This window comes from Flavobacterium sp. NRK F10 (assembly GCF_024054235.1).
Classification (GTDB): Bacteria; Bacteroidota; Bacteroidia; order Flavobacteriales; family Flavobacteriaceae; genus Flavobacterium; species Flavobacterium sediminis.
Genome location: NZ_JAMXLC010000001.1, coordinates 470,139 through 486,681 on the forward strand (window position 1 = coordinate 470,139; position 16,543 = coordinate 486,681).

A 16,543-nucleotide genomic window follows, 5' to 3' on the forward strand; every position below is an offset into this window, starting at 1 on the left:
ATAAAAAAGCCCCGTTGTTGAAACAGGGCTTAGTATTTATATTATTTTTTACTATTTTTTTGCTGCGCCTCAGCCTGTTCCATCATTTCACGCATCTTACGTTGGAATTTCCCTTCTTTTTTGGGTTTCGTTTTATTCTTCTGAATCTTAGCATGTATCTTATCATTATCTATAATGTAATTTTTAATAACAAACATGATACCGATGGTAATAGAGTTCGAAATAAAATAATACAACGATAAACCTGAAGCATAGTTGTTAAAGAAGACCAACATCATCAAAGGAGAAATGTACAACATCATTTTCATGATCTTACTCATATCGGGCATTCCTTCTTGTTGCGGCTGTGCCATTTGCTGATCTCCGGTTGTCATTCTCATATAGAAGAAAATTGCTACTGATGCCAAAATAGGGAACAAACTCACGTGGTCTCCGTAAAAAGGGATCTTAAATGGCAACTGATAAATACTGTCATAAGAAGACAAATCTTTAGCCCATAAGAAACTTTTCTGACGCAAGTCGAACATTGACGGGAAAAATTGGAACAACGCATAGAATACCGGCATCTGTAATAAAGCCGGAATACAACCAGCCATCGGGTTTACCCCGGCCGTTGAGTACAGCTTCATTGTCTCTTGCTGTTTTTTCATCGCATTGTCTTTGTACTTCTCGTTAAGTTCCGCAATTTCCGGACGCAATACTTTCATTTTTGCCTGCGACAAATAGGATTTATACGTTACCGGAGACATTACTAAACGTACTAAAATTGTGAAAATGATGATCGCAATACCATAAGGCATAAAACCACTGATCAATGTAAACACAGGAATGAACGCATAGCGGTTGATCCATCCGAAAATTCCCCAACCTAGCGGCATGATCTCGTCTAAGTTTCTATTGTAATCGTTTAATGTCTGATATCGAGCCGGACCGTAATACCAATTCATAGTATAATTCAATGTACCATTCTTCACCTCCAAAGGCATTTTAGCTAAGAATTTCTTGGTATAAATGGTATCTATATCCTCGTTATCTACAAGATTGTTTGATTTAAGCTCTGCTTTTTTAAATGGCGTATCAGTTAATAAAACAGAAACGAAATGATGCTGTTTAAAAGCGATCCATGTTACTTCATCTGCTGTGTCATCGGATTCTTTTCGTTGAGCGTTCAGGTAGTCGTCTTTACCACCTTCATATTCAAATCTAAGATCTGTATAGCGATTTTCGTACGAAATGCTTTTTTCATTTCTGTACGTTTTCATTTGCCATTCCAGATCAACCGGCTTAGAAGCATCGATCACATTCTCCAAACCTTGCGAACGAATAGCAAAATCAAGCATGTATTCATTAGGTTTCAACACATAGCGGTATTCTAAAAACTGGTTCGGACCTGCTTTTAGTTGCATGGTCAAAATCTGATTTTCTCCTTCTTTAGTAAATTTAGGCTCAAAATATAAGTCTTGTGTATGCAAAACGCGATTGTCCTTTGTATTTAAAGTTAAATCGAATTGTGCATTGTTATCTTTTATTAATTGAACTAATTGTTTTGAATCTTTTTCAAACCTTTCGAAACCTAAAATAGTTGCCTCAGCTATATAACCACCTTTATTAGCGATCTTTAAAGCCAAAACCTCATTTTTGATTTCAGTAAAATCGTTTGTAGCAGAAAGTAAGGTTGCAGAATAAGCAAACGAACCTAATTCTTTTTGGGCCTTAGCCACAGTAACCGAATCCGTTGGGTTTACAACCACAGTAGCCTCCTGTTCAGTAACAGCTTCTTTGGCTTTTTCTGCCTGTTCTTGTTTTTCTTTTTCCTGAAGTTCCTCCGGTGTCGGGGTGTTGGAATATATCATCCACATCAGGATCCCTGAGATTAAAACAAACCCGATAATCGATTTTACGTCTAACTTTTTTTCTTCCATTTAGTATCAGTATTCTGTTACATTAAAAGTAACTTTTTATTTCAACTTGTGTTGCACTGCCGCCGCTACAAAACTTACAAATAGCGGATGCGGATTAGCAACTGTACTTTTATATTCCGGATGGTATTGCACTCCTATGAAAAACGGATGCGTTGGTACTTCTACCACTTCTACTAATCCAGTATCCGGATTTATACCGGAAGCGACCAATCCTTTCTGTTCCATTTCAGTAAGGTAATCACCGTTGAATTCATAACGATGGCGGTGGCGTTCCATAATTTCACTTTTTCCGTAAATTTTATTTGCCAAAGTATCGTTCTTTAAACTACATTTCCATGCTCCTAAACGCATGGTTCCTCCCATATTTTCAATATCCTTTTGTTCTTCCATTAAATTAATGACCGGATGTGCTGTACTTTCATTCATTTCCGTTGAATTAGCATCAGCATAACCTAAAACATTTCGGGCAAACTCAATAACTGCCATCTGCATTCCCAAACAAATTCCTAAAAACGGAATATTGTTTTCTCTCGCATAGCGAACAGTTTCTATCTTTCCTTCAATTCCTCGGTTTCCGAATCCCGGTGCAACTAAAATTCCATCTAAATCTTTTAATTTTTCTGCTATATTTTTTGCATCTAAATATTCCGAATGAACCGAAACAACATTTACTTTTGTTTCATTAGAGGCTCCGGCATGTATAAATGCCTCTAGGATAGACTTGTACGAATCCTGCAATTCAACATATTTACCCACCAAACCGATATTAATGGTATGCTTAGGATTTTTCAATCGATGTAAGAACTCATTCCATTGTTTCAGATCCGGATTTTGTTTTTCCGGCAATCCTAATTTTTTCAACGCTACTTTGTCTAAGCCTTCTTCCAGCATTAAATTAGGTACGTCATATATTGTTGAAGCATCAATTGACTGAATAACAGCTTCTTTCTTAACATTACAAAATAATGCTAATTTCTGGCGTAGATCATCTGATAATTCATGTTCCGTTCTACAAACTAAAATATCGGCTTTGATCCCGCTTTCCATTAACGTTTTAACCGAGTGTTGTGTCGGTTTTGTTTTCAACTCTCCGGCAGCAGCCAAATATGGCACCAAAGTTAAGTGGATTACAATACCATTTTCATCTCCTAATTCCCACAACAATTGACGAACCGATTCTATATAAGGTAGAGACTCAATATCTCCAACAGTTCCTCCTATCTCTGTAATCACAATATCATAATCTCCGGATTGCCCCAGTAATTGCATGCGTTGCTTAATTTCATTGGTAATATGCGGAACCACCTGAACCGTTTTTCCCAGAAATTCGCCTCGACGCTCTTTTTCTATAACTGATAAGTATACTCTTCCGGTCGTTACATTATTAGCCTGAGAGGTTGGTACATTTAAAAAACGTTCGTAATGCCCCAGGTCTAAATCTGTTTCTGCTCCGTCGTCCGTTACATAACATTCTCCGTGTTCATAAGGATTCAAAGTTCCCGGATCTACATTAATATACGGGTCAAACTTTTGAATGGTAGTTCTATACCCTCTGGCTTGTAATAATTTAGCCAAAGAAGCTGCAATAATACCTTTCCCCAATGAAGACGTAACGCCTCCTGTAACAAAAATATACTTTGTTTGATTCATTGTGTTGTTTTGTTGTGTTGTTGTTTAAAAAACTGGGCAAAGATAATATTAATTAGTCAATGTGGCAATTTGAGAATTTGTTAATTTGTAGATTTCTGAAATTAATTTCCTATTTCCTTATTTTTAATTAAAAAGCCGATTAAAATTAACCGGCTTTTTAATTTTTATTCTTGTATCTGACCTATTTCGTCTATTTCATTGTTTTGAGTAGGTCTTTTCGGGTCGTATCCGTATTGATTCGGACCTACTGTTCCTTCACTTACATAAAAGATCAGCATAATGATTCCTCCTGCATAAGGAATAAAGCTCAAAAGATAGTACCAACCACTTCTGTTTGTATCATGAAGCCTCCTGATAGTTACCGCTAAAGCAGGTAAAAAAATCAACAATAAATATAATACTAATAATCCTAAAGGTATTAAAGCAAATTCAGAAGATGAATTCTTTACAGAACCCGAAATTACTGCGAACAAAAACATCCCTATAAATATTACAAGAACATTTATCAATTGGAACATCCAGAATTCTTTTCTTCTGGCTCTTCCTTCAAAGTTGGCATAGTTTTCTAAAACTACTTTTTTCCACCAATCAATAATTCCGAAATCTTCTTCTAATCTTTCCATTTAAACTAAATTTATTATCAAAAATAAAAAATAAGATCTTAAATCCAATTTATATTTTTCAGTTTAAGGCTTCGGAAACTTTTTTTGAATATTTCGAACCAACTCTTCCAACCCATTTAGTTTTAATTCATAAACCAATTCCAGTTGTTGTCCTAATTGTCCTTTAGGAAATCCTTTCTGTTTGTACCAAACTATATAATGTTCCGGTAAATCAATTAAGAAACGACCTTCATATTTTCCGAAAGGCATTTTGGCATGAGCCAATTTTATCAATTTTTCCTGATGTGATATCTCCATTAGTAGCTGTTATTCTTTTTGTAAACAGCGAAAATATTAAATAAAAACAGAGTCTTTCTATTATCTTTTATATTATCTTTTATATTTTTAATGTTGTTCCTCTTTATTCAATAGGTATTGAATCAATTGATCCAATTGTTTTTTCAGAGCCATCAGATCTTCCGTACGCATAGGACTACCATTGATATCACCAGCAATGCTCTGAGGAATACATTCGGCTTCTTTTTGCATTCTTTTGCCTTTTTCTGTCAGTCGAATAAGTACTTTTCTTTCATCAGAACTGTCTTTTTCTCTTTTCAGCAAACCTAACACTTCCATTCTTTTTAATAAAGGAGTAACTGTATTGGTATTTAAAATCAATTTTTGAGTGATCTCGTTTACAGAAAGTTGTTTGTGTTCCCATAATACCAGCATTACTAAATATTGCGGATAGGTAATTCCTAATTTTTCCAAATAAGGCTGGTATTCCCTTATAATCAAACGCGAAGCGGCATATACCGGAAAACAGATTTGATTCTCCAATTTTAATTGTTCGACTACCATTTCATTCTTTTTTGCAGGTATTCGTCTATTTTCTCCGGTTTGGTGATCGGCGAAAAACGTTTAACCGGTTTACCGTCAGCATCAATTAAGAACTTGGTAAAATTCCATTTAATACGACTTCCGAATATTCCGCCTAATTTGCTTTTCAGATATTTAAAGATCGGATGGGCATTATTACCATTGACCTCTATTTTAGCGAACATCGGAAAAGTAACGCCGTAATTGATCAAACACCCTTCTGAAATGGAATGAGCATCGCCGGGTTCTTGATTTCCGAATTGGTTACAGGGAAATCCTAATATCACCAGACCTTTATCTTTATACTTTTCGTAAAGTTTTTCTAAGCCTTCATACTGTGGTGTTAACCCACATTGACTGGCTGTATTTACTACTAAAACCGTTTTGCCTTTATACGCTTCCATAGCAATTATTTTCCCTTGTAAGCTTTCTGCTGTAAAATCATAAAATGCTGCCATTGTCTTTAATTTATATCGTTTACGATACAAATATATCACTTTATATCGCACACGATATTTTTTTAAAAAATTTTAACTAAAAAAAGACTGTCCTTTCGGACAGTCTCAATTGGGTCAATGCTTTTTACATTGAAAAGTTAACAGCTAAATTATTTGAGATCAAAACGATCTAAGTTCATTACTTTATTCCAGGCAGCAACAAAATCGTGTACAAATTTTTGTTTTGCATCAGCACTTCCGTACACCTCTGCTATGGCTCTTAGTTCAGAATTGGAACCGAAAATAAGATCTGCCCGGGTAGCTGTCCATTTCAACTCATTAGTGTAACGGTCTCTACCCTCAAAAACTTCTTCATGTTCGTCGATAGCTTTCCAAGTTGTTCCCATATCCAACAGATTCACAAAGAAATCATTGGTCAAGGTTCCTTGTCGTTTGGTGAAAACGCCATGCTGCGTACCTTCATGATTGGTTCCCAACATACGCATTCCTCCAATTAAAACCGCCATTTCAGGAGCTGTGAGGGTGAGTAGTTGTGCTCTGTCGACTAACAATTCTTCGGTAGATACTATAAATTTTGTTTTCAGGTAATTTCTGAAACCATCAGCAATAGGTTCTAAAACGGCAAAGGATTCAACATCAGTTTGTTCCTGAGTAGCATCTGTTCTGCCCGGAGTAAAAGGAACTTTTAACACATGACCGGCTTCTTTTGCGGCTTTTTCAATTGCAGCACAGCCTCCTAATACGATCAGATCTGCTAAAGAAATTTTCCTACCATTCGTTTGAGTGTTATTAAAGTCTTTTTGAATGTTTTCCAAGCTATCTAAAACTTTAGATAATTGGGTTGGGTTATTGACAGCCCAATATTTTTGCGGTGCCAATCTAATACGCGCTCCGTTGGCTCCACCTCTTTTATCTGAACCTCTGAACGTTGAAGCCGAAGCCCAAGCTGTACTTACTAATTCTGCAATTGAGAGGCCTGAATTTAAAATAGTATTTTTTAAGGATTCAATATCTTTTTCGTCTACTAACGGATGATCTACTGTCGGAACCGGGTCTTGCCATATTAAGTCTTCTTTAGGCACTTCCGGTCCTAAATAACGAGCAATCGGTCCCATATCACGGTGCGTTAATTTGAACCAGGCTCGCGCAAAAGCATCTGCAAACTCATCCGGATTTTCATAAAAACGTCTGGATATTTTTTCATAAGCCGGATCCAATCGCAGTGACAAATCTGTTGTCAACATCGTAGGTCTGTGTCTTCTTGTCAGGTCAAACGCATCCGGAATGCTTTCTATAGCTGCTTTTGCTACCCATTGATAAGCCCCTGCCGGGCTTTTAGTCAATTCCCATTCGTTTTCAAATAAATTTTCGAAGAAAAAATTGCTCCATTTTGTCGGTGTTTGTGTCCAAGTTACTTCCGGTCCTCCCGTGATGGCATCACTCGCTTTTCCGGAACCGAAACTACTCTTCCAACCTAAGCCTTGTTCTTCTATACCAGCAGCCTCTGGCTCTGCCCCTACAAGTGCAGGATCACCTGCTCCATGGGTTTTACCAAAGGTATGTCCTCCCGCAATCAACGCCACAGTTTCTTCATCATTCATTGCCATTCGGGCAAAAGTTTCCCGTATGTCTTTAGCCGCTGCAATCGGATCCGGGTTCCCGTCCGGACCTTCCGGATTCACATAGATCAACCCCATTTGTACTGCTGCTAGCGGGTTTTCTAAATCTCGCTCTCCTGAATAACGACTTTTAGGTGCTTCGCTGGGTGCTAACCAAGTTTGTTCGCTTCCCCAATAGATATCTTCTTCCGGTTCCCAAACGTCTTCTCTACCTCCGGCAAAACCAAAGGTTTTGAATCCCATGGACTCCAATGCTACATTCCCTGCCAGGATCATTAAATCTGCCCATGATATTTTTTTACCATATTTCTGTTTGATCGGCCAAAGTAGTCTACGTGCTTTATCCAAATTAGCATTATCAGGCCAACTATTAAGAGGTGCAAAACGCTGTTGTCCGGCTCCGGCTCCTCCCCTTCCGTCACCTATACGATAGGTTCCGGCACTATGCCATGCCATACGAATAAACAAAGGTCCGTAATGACCGAAATCTGCCGGCCACCATTCCTGTGAATCTGTCATTAAATCGTTGAGATCTTTTTTTACAGCATCAAGATCCAAACTTTTAAAAGCTTCAGCATATTCGAATTCTTCACCCATAGGATTTGATAATGCTGAATTTTGACGAAGAATCCCTAATCTTAGCTGATTAGGCCACCAATCTCTATTTCTTGTTCCGCCACCTCCTGCACTGTGACTGTTAGCCGCTCCTGTGAATGGGCATTTGCCGTTACCGTTTTTACTGTGTTCCATTTTTATTTAGTTTTTGATATAGTTAATGCTTATTTTTAGACCAATAATCAATTAATTATCAACTATATGTCTTATTTCTCAAAGGTATTGAAACTAAAGTTACGAAAAATATAAGTGAAATTGATTGTTTTTATTTTATAATAACAAATAATTATGATTTGTCGAATACCGATTAAAAAACTTACTTTTGAACAAATTTAAAATCCATGAAAAAACTAGTTTTATTTTTTTTAGTATTTAGTCTTTCTGCTTGCTCTGAGATGCAACAAGTACTGGATCAACTACCGCAAGCCGGAACATTGAGTCAAACAGATATTGGTAACGGTTTGAAAGAAGCTTTAGACAACGGTATTTCTAAACAGGTTTCCAAACTAACGGCAACCGACGGCTTTTATAAAAATGCCGCAGTTAAGATCTTACTTCCGGAAGAACTACAGAAAGTAGACAAAACCCTTAGAGATATAGGATTATCAAGCTTAGCAGATGAAGGTATTAAAATGCTAAACAGAGCTGCTGAAGATGCTGTTAAAGAAGCAACTCCTATTTTTGTTGACGCTGTAAAACAGATGACTTTTACAGATGCTAAAAATATTTTGATGGGATCTGATGATTCGGCTACTCTATATCTGGAAAACACTACTTCTACTGCTTTGTATTCTAAATTCAGTCCGGTTATCCAAAATTCTTTTGCAAAAGTAGGTGCTGATAAAATATGGACCAATATCATTACTAAATACAACAGCATTCCATTGGTCAAAAAAGTAAATCCGGATTTAACAGATTACACGACTAATAAAGCTATGGAAGGCGTGTTTAAAATGATCGCTGTGGAAGAGAAAAATATACGAACTGACTTGTCTTCAAGGACTAGTGATTTATTAAAAAAAGTTTTTGCTTTACAAGATTCAAAATAGCATTTTAATTTTTTAATAATCAATAACATATAAATAACATATTGTTAACACATATAACCAAAAATTAGCCTGATCTTTGCATCAAGAAAAAGATAAATTTCTCATTTTGGTTAGGGTTAGTTAAAAAAGTACTCCGATAGCAATATCGGAGTTTCTTTTTTTTAATGGGTATTTATTGTAATCTTTGGTGTATCTTTTTAAAGTAGTCAAAGGCTCTGAACAAATGAGTACCATACCAGGAAAACATTTCACCGTCTACAAAAGCAGTCTTAGCGTGATGGGTAAATCTTCCTACTTCAAAAGCATGTTCATCTTTGAACGGGAAAGGTTCTGAAGACAAAAATACAAAATCAGGATCGCCTTCCAGTCTCATTTTTTTCAATTCAACTTCCGGATAACGTCCTTCTTTAGCTTCATAAATATTGTTCCACTTATTAAGTTTTAAGAGCGTATTGATAAATGTATCATTGCCGGCTACCATATATGGATTAGCCCAGATAAAATAAGCTACTTTCTTTTCCGGCTGATCTTGTACAAACTGCAAAAAATCCTGATGTGCAAATTTGATCTTATCGAGCCATTTTTGAGCTTCCACTCTTTTGTTAAACAGAAGTCCCAAATCCTCGATCATTTTTAAATTATCTTCAACAGAGATAATATCTGTTACCCAAACCGGACAAATGCCTTTCAATGATTCGACAATCTCTAATGTATTTTCTTCCTTGTTGGCAATAATCACATCAGGCTGTAAGGCCATAATCTTGTCAATTTTAACATTCTTTGTTCCTCCTACTATCGTTTTGGTCGATTTCAGATGAAAAGGATGGATGCAGAATTTAGTAATTCCTACTATTGAATCTTCTAAGCCTAAATCATATAGCAATTCGGTTTGTGAAGGTACTAAAGAAACTATTCTTTTAGGTGTTGTTTCAAAAATATGTTCTGTCCCTAGTTGGTCTTTTAGTGTTTTTGCCACAAATTGATAATTATTTTTCTAAAATCTGTTTCATTTGTTGTTGCAGTTTTAAAGCTTCTTCTCTTGCTTTTTCTGCGAAATTATTTCCATTGGACGCATAAATAATTCCTCTTGAAGAATTGATGAGCAAACCTATGGTATCATTCATCCCGTACTGGCATACATCCTGTAAATTTCCTCCTTGCGCTCCAACTCCGGGAACCAACAAAAAGCTATCGGGAATTATTTTTCGGATCTCTGCAAAATATTCAGCTTTGGTTGCTCCGACAACGTACATTAAGTTTTGCGAATTCTTCCAACTTTTAGACGTTTCCAATACTTGCTTGTATAATTCTTTATGATTGGTTTCTAATGTTTGAAAATCAAAAGCGCCTTCATTTGAGGTTAATGCTAATAAGATGGTGTGCTTATTTTCAAATGCTAAAAAAGGTTCTACAGAATCTTTTCCCATATAAGGTGCTACTGTAACCGAATCAAACTGTAAGTCTTCAAAGAATGCTTTAGCATACATCGTGGATGTATTACCTATATCTCCGCGTTTGGCGTCCGCTATAGTAAATATTTCCGGATACTTTTCATTGATATAGTCAATCGTTTTTTGCAGTGATTGCCAACCTTTGATTCCATAAGCTTCATAAAAAGCGGTATTAGGCTTATATGAAACGCACAAATCATGCGTTGCGTCAATAATTGCCTTGTTGAATTCAAAGATCGGATCTTCAGTATTTAACAGGTGGCTGGGAATTTTATTCAGGTCTACATCCAGTCCTACACACAAAAATGTTTTTTTGCTTCTGATCTGTTCAATAAGTTGCCGTGTTGTCATGTTGTTGTTTTGATTAGTGCAAATTTACAAAGCGGTAATCAAAAAAGTAACTATTCTATAAAATTATCTGAAAATCTTATAAGGTTCACTTGCGTTTTTTATTCTACTTTTGGTCCTATCCCATTTCTAATACTGCTAAAAAATTAAAAATAGTGTTTGTACATAAGATTTAACCTGAGCTTGCGTTTAAACGAATACTTAAAGTAAAACGACAAATTAACATTTCGTTTGTTTTTGTTTAAGCAAAGTAATACTTAACTTTACGAAACTAATCATTATTATGAAACTATTTTTTAAAGTAGACCATACTATTCTTGCTCAAAAGGTGCTAAATGAAAAGCTATCTTCTTTTGGGATCAAATACAATTTAATAAACACTAATGAAGTATTATTTCTGGAAACCGTGTCTACCGAACAATACGAAGCTATCCGAAAGATCGTTAGCGAATATGGCTTTGAAGTCATCGAAGATTCAAAAAATGTTTTAGTCCAGAAGATCAAGGATGTTATTATTGAAATGGTTTTACAAGAAGAAGGCATCAATGTGAAAGTTTCAACCTATTTATCCGATAAACTTGGTCATAGCTATGGTTATTTGTCGAATCTGTTTTCTGAAACTACTTATACATCCATTGAGAATTTTGTTATCCTTCAAAAAATAGAACACGCAAAACAATTAATGGTCAATACAGATCTAAGTTTAACAGAAATTGCTTTTAAACTCAATTATTCGAGTGTGGCTCATTTAAGTACCCAATTTAAAAATACAACCGGAATAACACCCTCTGCTTTTCAACGGATCATTGAAAAACGCAGGGAATTAGTATCGAAAAACATTCACTAACTTATATTTTTTATGCAAAAAGATTTTTTACTAATTACTTTGGCTGATGACGATGAAGATGACAGAATGTTTTTTACTGACGCCTTTGAGGAACTCAAAATTAATACTGTAGTAAATACTTTTGAAAACGGACAAGAATTAATGGATTTCCTAAACCATCCGGAAAGTGTTTTACCGAACATTATTTTTCTCGACTTAAACATGCCGATCAAGAACGGTATGGATTGCTTAAAAGAGATCAAACAGAACGATCGCTTAAAAGATATTGCGATTGCTATATATTCTACTTCTTCATCGGATGCCGATGTGGAAAAAACGTTTGTTTTAGGAGCTAACATCTATATTAAAAAACCTAGTGATTTTAATATGCTGAAAAAGGTTCTTAATGATGTAGTAACCCTGAACTGGCAATATTATACATCAGGATTGAAGAAAGAAAACTTTTTACTGAAACTATAGACCAATATGCTGAACTCTAAATTTTTCAACTCTTTTTCTTTTATAAAAGGAATTTTTTATACAGCGCTGTTTGTATTGATCTTTCTGGCCTCTATCACTTACAGGCATATCAAAGAGTTGGAAAACATTAGAGAATCCATGCTAAAAACCTATGAAGTTTCCTTGGAACTGGAAAAACTGATATCCTACATAAAAGATGCAGAGACCAGCGACAGAGGTTTTGTGTTGTCAAATGACTCTACTTTTCTGGAGCCCTATTCTAATGCCAGAGATAAGGTCAACAATTCTTTTTTTATTTTAAGAAAAGCGACTGAAAAAGATACCTTGCAACAAGTGCATTTAAACACAATCTATAATTTAGTTGACAGACGATTCGTCTATTTCAAAAAAGAATTTTCTACCCGATATGAGTTTCAGGATAACCTGAGAACCGGAAAACAGATCATGGATTCACTTCGTCTGGAAGTCAATCAGATGATCACCAATGAAAAAAAACAGATTCATAACAACGACAGGATTTACAGAATAAGTAAATCCAACACTCCGTTAATTCTGTTCTCTACATTTTTAATCTCTATCTTAACGATTGTTCTCGGTTATCTTAAAATTTCTAAAAATTACAGACGCATCCTAAAATCAAACCGTCAATTAAAGATCTATGATGAGCTAAGTAATCAATCTCAGAAATTGGGTAATTACGGAACTTGGATCTATCATATCTCAAAAAACGAGTTCTTATTTTCAGAGAATTATTTTAATCTTTTCGGTCTGAATCCTAAAACCACTCCACATAAAATGGATTCTTTTCGGACACTTATCGTTACCGAAGATAAAGAAAAATATCAAAAAAGCTTTGAAGATAGTCTAACCCGTACTGATGCTCCTTCAATAACATTTAAGATCAAGAGAAAAGATACCGGCGAGTTACGTTATTTAAGAACTAAAGCAAAGCTTATCACGGATAAAAACGGAATAAAAAGTCTTATTTGTACTACACGGGATATTACTGATGATTACAAAAAAGCATTATTGATTGAAGAAAGAAACCAAGAGTTAGAAAAAACGAATATGGAATTGCTGGAATTCAATCATGTTGCCAGCCACGACCTTCAAGAACCCTTACGAAAAATACAAACTTTTATTTCCAGAATTGAAGACAAAGAAACCGAGAATCTTTCAGAAAACGGCAAGTTGTACTTTGACAGAATTAAAAGTGCCGCCAGTCGCATGCGCATATTGATCGATGATCTATTACAATATTCACGAAGTAACCGCTCTCAGGAAACCTTTACATCTGTTGACTTAAACCTCATGCTCAGCAACTCCATTGCCGAGCTTTCCGAAACCATTTCAGAGCAAAATGCAGATATCCGGTATCCTGAATTACCTATCGTTAAAGGAGTGGAGTTTCAACTGGAGCAATTATTCACGAACCTGATCAGTAACGCCATCAAATACCGCAAACCGGAAGTTGATCCGGTCATAAAAATAACTTGGGAAGAAATTACGGCTTCAAAAGAAACGGATATTGCAGACAATACGAACCGTAAGTATATCAAAATAAAGTTCGCTGATAACGGAATAGGATTTGAACAAGAGTTCGCCGAGAAAATATTCAATCTTTTTCAACGATTGCACTCCAAAACAGATTATCCCGGAACGGGAGTAGGTCTTGCTATTTGTAAAAAAATAGTAGAAAACCACAGAGGCTACATATTGGCTAAAAGTATTCCGAATGAAGGAACCGAATTTATCATCTACCTCCCTTCTTAATATCATTTTCCTTTTAAAATCTAAAAAACACTTACTGAATTCAGTAGGTGTTTTTTCTTTTGCAACAACTGAATGGAAATATTATAACAATGGTGAAAAATATTGTAACGTAAAAAAATACGTACTCACGAACTTTGTAATGCAATTAAAAACAAAACTTTACATAACCACTAAGTTTAACATGAAAATTAAAAGAATTATCCCAAAGCTACTCTTTTTACTTGCTGTAACTACAGGAGTATTGGTTTCGTGTAAAAGAGAAGAAAAAAATATGGATAATCCGATTATTCACATGATCAATGAAGATATTCATAACAAAGTAGATTCTCAATTCTTAAATGATATTACCGTTTCAGGGCTAAAGATCTTAAACGTAACTCAATATGCCAAAGAACAAGAACTAAGCCTAGCTACTCAAAACATTGTTTCAGGTATAGAGGCGAAACACCTTAACCTTAATAAACGTATTAAAAAAATTGCGAAAAAGAACCTTATTATTTTACCCGACACTATTCAGGAAACGGAAGGCATAACTGAACAAAATGAAACAGAAACCAGAGATTATGTGTATTTAGTGGCTCTTGAAAAACTGATAAAAGAGGAAGTTGAAGAGTTTACTATGGTAAAGAAAAATACACAGAACGAAGAGTTAAAGCAATTGGCCGAAAATGCTATCGGCGAATTGAATTCTAAACTCAATCTGATCAATTCGGAATTAAATTAAAGTTAACCATAAATACAAATTGCTATGAAAAAGAAAATTTTAAACGGTATGGTTCTATTAGGCTTAATAGGCTATACAACGGTGGTTCACTCTCAATCAACTACAACTGCATCCTTTGGTATTAAAGGTGGAGCTAATTTCTCGAACCTTTATGTCGATGATGTTGACGACAACAACGTATTGACTGGTTTTAACTTAGGTTTATTTGTCAATATGCCTCTAAATGAAGTAGTCTCAATTCAACCTGAATTTTTGTATTCACAAAAAGGTGCTAAACTATCCTACAACAATGCATTAGCTACCGGAGAGGCTAAGTTCCGGTTGAACTATTTAGAAGTACCTGTATTATTGAAATTAAACGTTACGCCAAACTTTAACCTTCATGCCGGTCCATATGTTGCTTACCTAGTCGATTCTAAAGTGACCAATGAAACAAACGGAGGAACATTTGACTTCGAACAAAATATCAATAACGACGATCTTAATACATTCGATTACGGACTTTCCGGCGGATTTGGATTTGACTTTTCAACTATATCCATCGGAGCGCGCTACAACTACGGACTCAATACCGTAGGAAAAAAACAAAACATCGGCGGAACCACTTATACTTTTCCGGATGGAAAAAACAGTTCCGTGAGTGTTTATATGGGAATTAAATTTTAACAATTAAAAAAAATGCTATGGGAAATTTATTATATCTGATCGCAGTAATACTGGTAATACTATGGGCATTAGGATTATATGTAGGTTCATTCGGAAACTTAATTCATATCCTGTTGATTATAGCTATCATCGCCATTCTATTGCGAATTATTAACAACAGTCGAAAAATTTAAAGCCTCTATTTAGAATAATTCATACACTGAATTTATGTACCACTAAAAACAAAATCACATGAAAAAAATATTTTATACCGTTGTTATGAGTACGTTACTCTTAACAACGGTAAGATCACTTGCACAGGAAAAATACAATCTTGACACACCTTATGACCCTAAGTTCAAATTAGGAATAGGCTTGTCAATAGGAGCGCCATTACAAGATCCTTACGAAAGTAGTCTGGGAGGAGACGTTCGTTTACAATACGACTTTTCAAAACCTTATTCGCTTACGTTAACCACCGGGTATAACAATTTATTTGTAAACGGTAGTAACAATGACTTGGGATATATACCTCTGAAAGGAGGTTTCAAAGCCTTTGTTCTAAAAGACAAGTTCTATTTGATGGGAGAAGCCGGAGCAGCCTTTGCCGTTACCAACGGATACGACAAAACATCTTTACTCTTAAGCCCCACGATAGGTTATGCTACTAAATATATCGACTTAAGCTTACGATACGAACACTTAAGTGATTTCCCTACTGTTGAAAATGATCAGTTCAATAAAGGTCTTGGCCAAATCATGATTCGTTTAGCGTATGGCTTTAATCTATAGAATATATTAACAAAAAAAAAATGTGCTATGAAAAATTTATTAAGATTAACAGTACCAACGGTATTTGCAATAATTATGATTGCATGTACCGATAAAGAAAACAAAATATCTGCTCAAAAAATTGATAATTTCACTAAATTTGTAGACTCAATAAGTTCAGTTTCTATCGATGAATCTTCTGAAAAATGGAAAGACATTGAAGCAACATATCAAATGAAAAAGAATGAAGCTGAACAAGCTATTACCAAAATAGATAATAAAGTTACTGCCCAAGAAAATATTGATGCCTCAACCACAAAATTTGATTTGTATAAATCTGAAGTTACTGAATCAAAGATGCAAATGGAAAAAAAGAAGTTGAGAAAAGCGCTACTAGGCGAAGAGCACACTGGAGAAGACCTAACCTTTAGTTGGGTTAACAAAGACAATATTTTACAAGTTTATGAAAACTTTGTCAACACTGTTGAGCAAAACAAAGCTCTTTATTCCAGAGAAGATTGGGACGAAATAAAGTTACTTTATGAAGCTTTGGATTCTCGTAAAAATACCATTGAAAAAGAAGGCTTATCTTCTGATGACAATTTAAAAATTGCTGCTTTAAAAGTAAAATTTGCGCCTATGTATACTTTAAACAGAATGAATGCTAAGGCTGAAGAAAATGCAGAAGCAAAAGAATAATCATGATGTCCGGCAAAAGCCGGACTCCTTTT

18 protein-coding genes are annotated in these 16,543 nt (G+C 35.2%); 9 read left to right on the top strand and 9 right to left on the bottom strand.

The window, feature by feature from the left end; genetic code table 11:
- Positions 1 to 41: 41 nt before the first annotated feature.
- From yidC to katG, 7 genes are all read right to left on the bottom strand, one after another.
- The gene (gene yidC / locus NHF50_RS02135) at positions 42 to 1,922 is read right to left on the bottom strand and encodes a membrane protein insertase YidC (protein WP_252774903.1); all 1,881 of its coding nucleotides are present in this window, start codon (positions 1,920 to 1,922) and stop codon (positions 42 to 44) included.
- 36 nt (positions 1,923 to 1,958) lie between these two features.
- Complete coding sequence (locus tag NHF50_RS02140) at positions 1,959 to 3,572, bottom strand: CTP synthase (RefSeq protein WP_109568129.1); 1,614 nt, start codon at positions 3,570 to 3,572, stop codon at positions 1,959 to 1,961.
- A gap of 164 nt (positions 3,573 to 3,736) precedes the next feature.
- Positions 3,737 to 4,195 (bottom strand): DUF805 domain-containing protein, encoded by a 459-nt coding sequence (locus NHF50_RS02145; protein WP_252774904.1) that lies wholly within the window; start codon positions 4,193 to 4,195, stop codon positions 3,737 to 3,739.
- A 63-nt stretch (positions 4,196 to 4,258) separates the two neighbouring features.
- Positions 4,259 to 4,492, bottom strand: a complete 234-nt coding sequence (locus NHF50_RS02150) for a DUF3820 family protein (protein WP_109568130.1) — start codon at positions 4,490 to 4,492, stop codon at positions 4,259 to 4,261.
- Between the two features lie 87 nt (positions 4,493 to 4,579).
- Entirely contained in the window at positions 4,580 to 5,035 is a 456-nt protein-coding gene (locus NHF50_RS02155; RefSeq protein WP_109568131.1) for a MarR family winged helix-turn-helix transcriptional regulator, read from the bottom strand.
- Positions 5,029 to 5,511 (bottom strand): glutathione peroxidase, encoded by a 483-nt coding sequence (locus tag NHF50_RS02160; RefSeq protein ID WP_252774905.1) that lies wholly within the window; start codon positions 5,509 to 5,511, stop codon positions 5,029 to 5,031. The genes NHF50_RS02155 and NHF50_RS02160 overlap by 7 nt, the downstream gene beginning before the upstream one ends.
- A 149-nt stretch (positions 5,512 to 5,660) precedes the next feature.
- Positions 5,661 to 7,880: a catalase/peroxidase HPI gene (katG, locus tag NHF50_RS02165; RefSeq protein ID WP_252774906.1), complete on the bottom strand. Its 2,220-nt coding sequence runs from the start codon at positions 7,878 to 7,880 to the stop codon at positions 5,661 to 5,663.
- A gap of 206 nt (positions 7,881 to 8,086) precedes the next feature.
- Between katG and NHF50_RS02170 the strand changes: the two genes are divergently transcribed.
- Positions 8,087 to 8,794 carry a DUF4197 domain-containing protein gene (locus NHF50_RS02170; protein WP_252774907.1) on the top strand — a complete coding sequence of 236 codons (708 nt, stop codon included), beginning with the start codon at positions 8,087 to 8,089 and terminating at the stop codon, positions 8,792 to 8,794.
- Positions 8,795 to 8,966: 172 nt separating this feature from the next.
- On the opposite strand, the gene NHF50_RS02175 is transcribed toward NHF50_RS02170, so the two are convergent.
- Positions 8,967 to 9,770 (bottom strand): ABC transporter substrate-binding protein, encoded by an 804-nt coding sequence (locus tag NHF50_RS02175; RefSeq protein WP_109568135.1) that lies wholly within the window; start codon positions 9,768 to 9,770, stop codon positions 8,967 to 8,969.
- A gap of 10 nt (positions 9,771 to 9,780) precedes the next feature.
- Positions 9,781 to 10,596, bottom strand: coding sequence for an orotidine-5'-phosphate decarboxylase (gene pyrF / locus NHF50_RS02180; RefSeq protein WP_252774908.1), 816 nt, complete (start codon positions 10,594 to 10,596; stop codon positions 9,781 to 9,783).
- Between the two features lie 280 nt (positions 10,597 to 10,876).
- On the opposite strand from pyrF, the gene NHF50_RS02185 reads away from it, so the two are divergent.
- From NHF50_RS02185 to NHF50_RS02220, 8 genes are all read left to right on the top strand, one after another.
- On the top strand, positions 10,877 to 11,440 hold the full coding sequence (locus NHF50_RS02185) for an AraC family transcriptional regulator (RefSeq protein WP_252774909.1): 564 nt from the start codon (positions 10,877 to 10,879) through the stop codon (positions 11,438 to 11,440).
- 12 nt (positions 11,441 to 11,452) lie between these two features.
- The gene (locus tag NHF50_RS02190) at positions 11,453 to 11,899 is read left to right on the top strand and encodes a response regulator (protein WP_252774910.1); all 447 of its coding nucleotides are present in this window, start codon (positions 11,453 to 11,455) and stop codon (positions 11,897 to 11,899) included.
- Positions 11,900 to 11,905: 6 nt separating this feature from the next.
- A complete protein-coding gene (locus NHF50_RS02195) occupies positions 11,906 to 13,672 on the top strand; it encodes a CHASE3 domain-containing protein (protein WP_252774911.1) in 1,767 nt (588 codons plus the stop codon).
- A gap of 181 nt (positions 13,673 to 13,853) precedes the next feature.
- Positions 13,854 to 14,396 (top strand): hypothetical protein, encoded by a 543-nt coding sequence (locus NHF50_RS02200; RefSeq protein WP_109568140.1) that lies wholly within the window; start codon positions 13,854 to 13,856, stop codon positions 14,394 to 14,396.
- Positions 14,397 to 14,420: 24 nt separating this feature from the next.
- Positions 14,421 to 15,062, top strand: coding sequence for a porin family protein (locus tag NHF50_RS02205; protein WP_252774912.1), 642 nt, complete (start codon positions 14,421 to 14,423; stop codon positions 15,060 to 15,062).
- Between the two features lie 17 nt (positions 15,063 to 15,079).
- Positions 15,080 to 15,235: a lmo0937 family membrane protein gene (locus NHF50_RS02210; RefSeq protein WP_109568142.1), complete on the top strand. Its 156-nt coding sequence runs from the start codon at positions 15,080 to 15,082 to the stop codon at positions 15,233 to 15,235.
- A gap of 58 nt (positions 15,236 to 15,293) precedes the next feature.
- On the top strand, positions 15,294 to 15,833 hold the full coding sequence (locus NHF50_RS02215) for a hypothetical protein (protein ID WP_252774913.1): 540 nt from the start codon (positions 15,294 to 15,296) through the stop codon (positions 15,831 to 15,833).
- Positions 15,834 to 15,860: 27 nt separating this feature from the next.
- The gene (locus tag NHF50_RS02220) at positions 15,861 to 16,511 is read left to right on the top strand and encodes a hypothetical protein (RefSeq protein WP_252774914.1); all 651 of its coding nucleotides are present in this window, start codon (positions 15,861 to 15,863) and stop codon (positions 16,509 to 16,511) included.
- The last annotated feature ends 32 nt before the right edge of the window (positions 16,512 to 16,543 follow it).

Bases quoted from the DNA above. Each gene is read 5' to 3' on its own strand.
- yidC (WP_252774903.1), bottom strand. From the start codon at position 1,922: ATGGAAGAAAAAAAGTTAGACGTAAAATCGATTATCGGGTTTGTTTTA.
- NHF50_RS02140 (WP_109568129.1), bottom strand. From the start codon at position 3,572: ATGAATCAAACAAAGTATATTTTTGTTACAGGAGGCGTTACGTCTTCA.
- NHF50_RS02145 (WP_252774904.1), bottom strand. From the start codon at position 4,195: ATGGAAAGATTAGAAGAAGATTTCGGAATTATTGATTGGTGGAAAAAA.
- NHF50_RS02150 (WP_109568130.1), bottom strand. From the start codon at position 4,492: ATGGAGATATCACATCAGGAAAAATTGATAAAATTGGCTCATGCCAAA.
- NHF50_RS02155 (WP_109568131.1), bottom strand. From the start codon at position 5,035: ATGGTAGTCGAACAATTAAAATTGGAGAATCAAATCTGTTTTCCGGTA.
- NHF50_RS02160 (WP_252774905.1), bottom strand. From the start codon at position 5,511: ATGGCAGCATTTTATGATTTTACAGCAGAAAGCTTACAAGGGAAAATA.
- katG (WP_252774906.1), bottom strand. From the start codon at position 7,880: ATGGAACACAGTAAAAACGGTAACGGCAAATGCCCATTCACAGGAGCG.
- NHF50_RS02170 (WP_252774907.1), top strand. From the start codon at position 8,087: ATGAAAAAACTAGTTTTATTTTTTTTAGTATTTAGTCTTTCTGCTTGC.
- pyrF (WP_252774908.1), bottom strand. From the start codon at position 10,596: ATGACAACACGGCAACTTATTGAACAGATCAGAAGCAAAAAAACATTT.
- NHF50_RS02185 (WP_252774909.1), top strand. From the start codon at position 10,877: ATGAAACTATTTTTTAAAGTAGACCATACTATTCTTGCTCAAAAGGTG.
- NHF50_RS02190 (WP_252774910.1), top strand. From the start codon at position 11,453: ATGCAAAAAGATTTTTTACTAATTACTTTGGCTGATGACGATGAAGAT.
- NHF50_RS02195 (WP_252774911.1), top strand. From the start codon at position 11,906: ATGCTGAACTCTAAATTTTTCAACTCTTTTTCTTTTATAAAAGGAATT.
- NHF50_RS02200 (WP_109568140.1), top strand. From the start codon at position 13,854: ATGAAAATTAAAAGAATTATCCCAAAGCTACTCTTTTTACTTGCTGTA.
- NHF50_RS02205 (WP_252774912.1), top strand. From the start codon at position 14,421: ATGAAAAAGAAAATTTTAAACGGTATGGTTCTATTAGGCTTAATAGGC.
- NHF50_RS02210 (WP_109568142.1), top strand. From the start codon at position 15,080: ATGGGAAATTTATTATATCTGATCGCAGTAATACTGGTAATACTATGG.
- NHF50_RS02215 (WP_252774913.1), top strand. From the start codon at position 15,294: ATGAAAAAAATATTTTATACCGTTGTTATGAGTACGTTACTCTTAACA.
- NHF50_RS02220 (WP_252774914.1), top strand. From the start codon at position 15,861: ATGAAAAATTTATTAAGATTAACAGTACCAACGGTATTTGCAATAATT.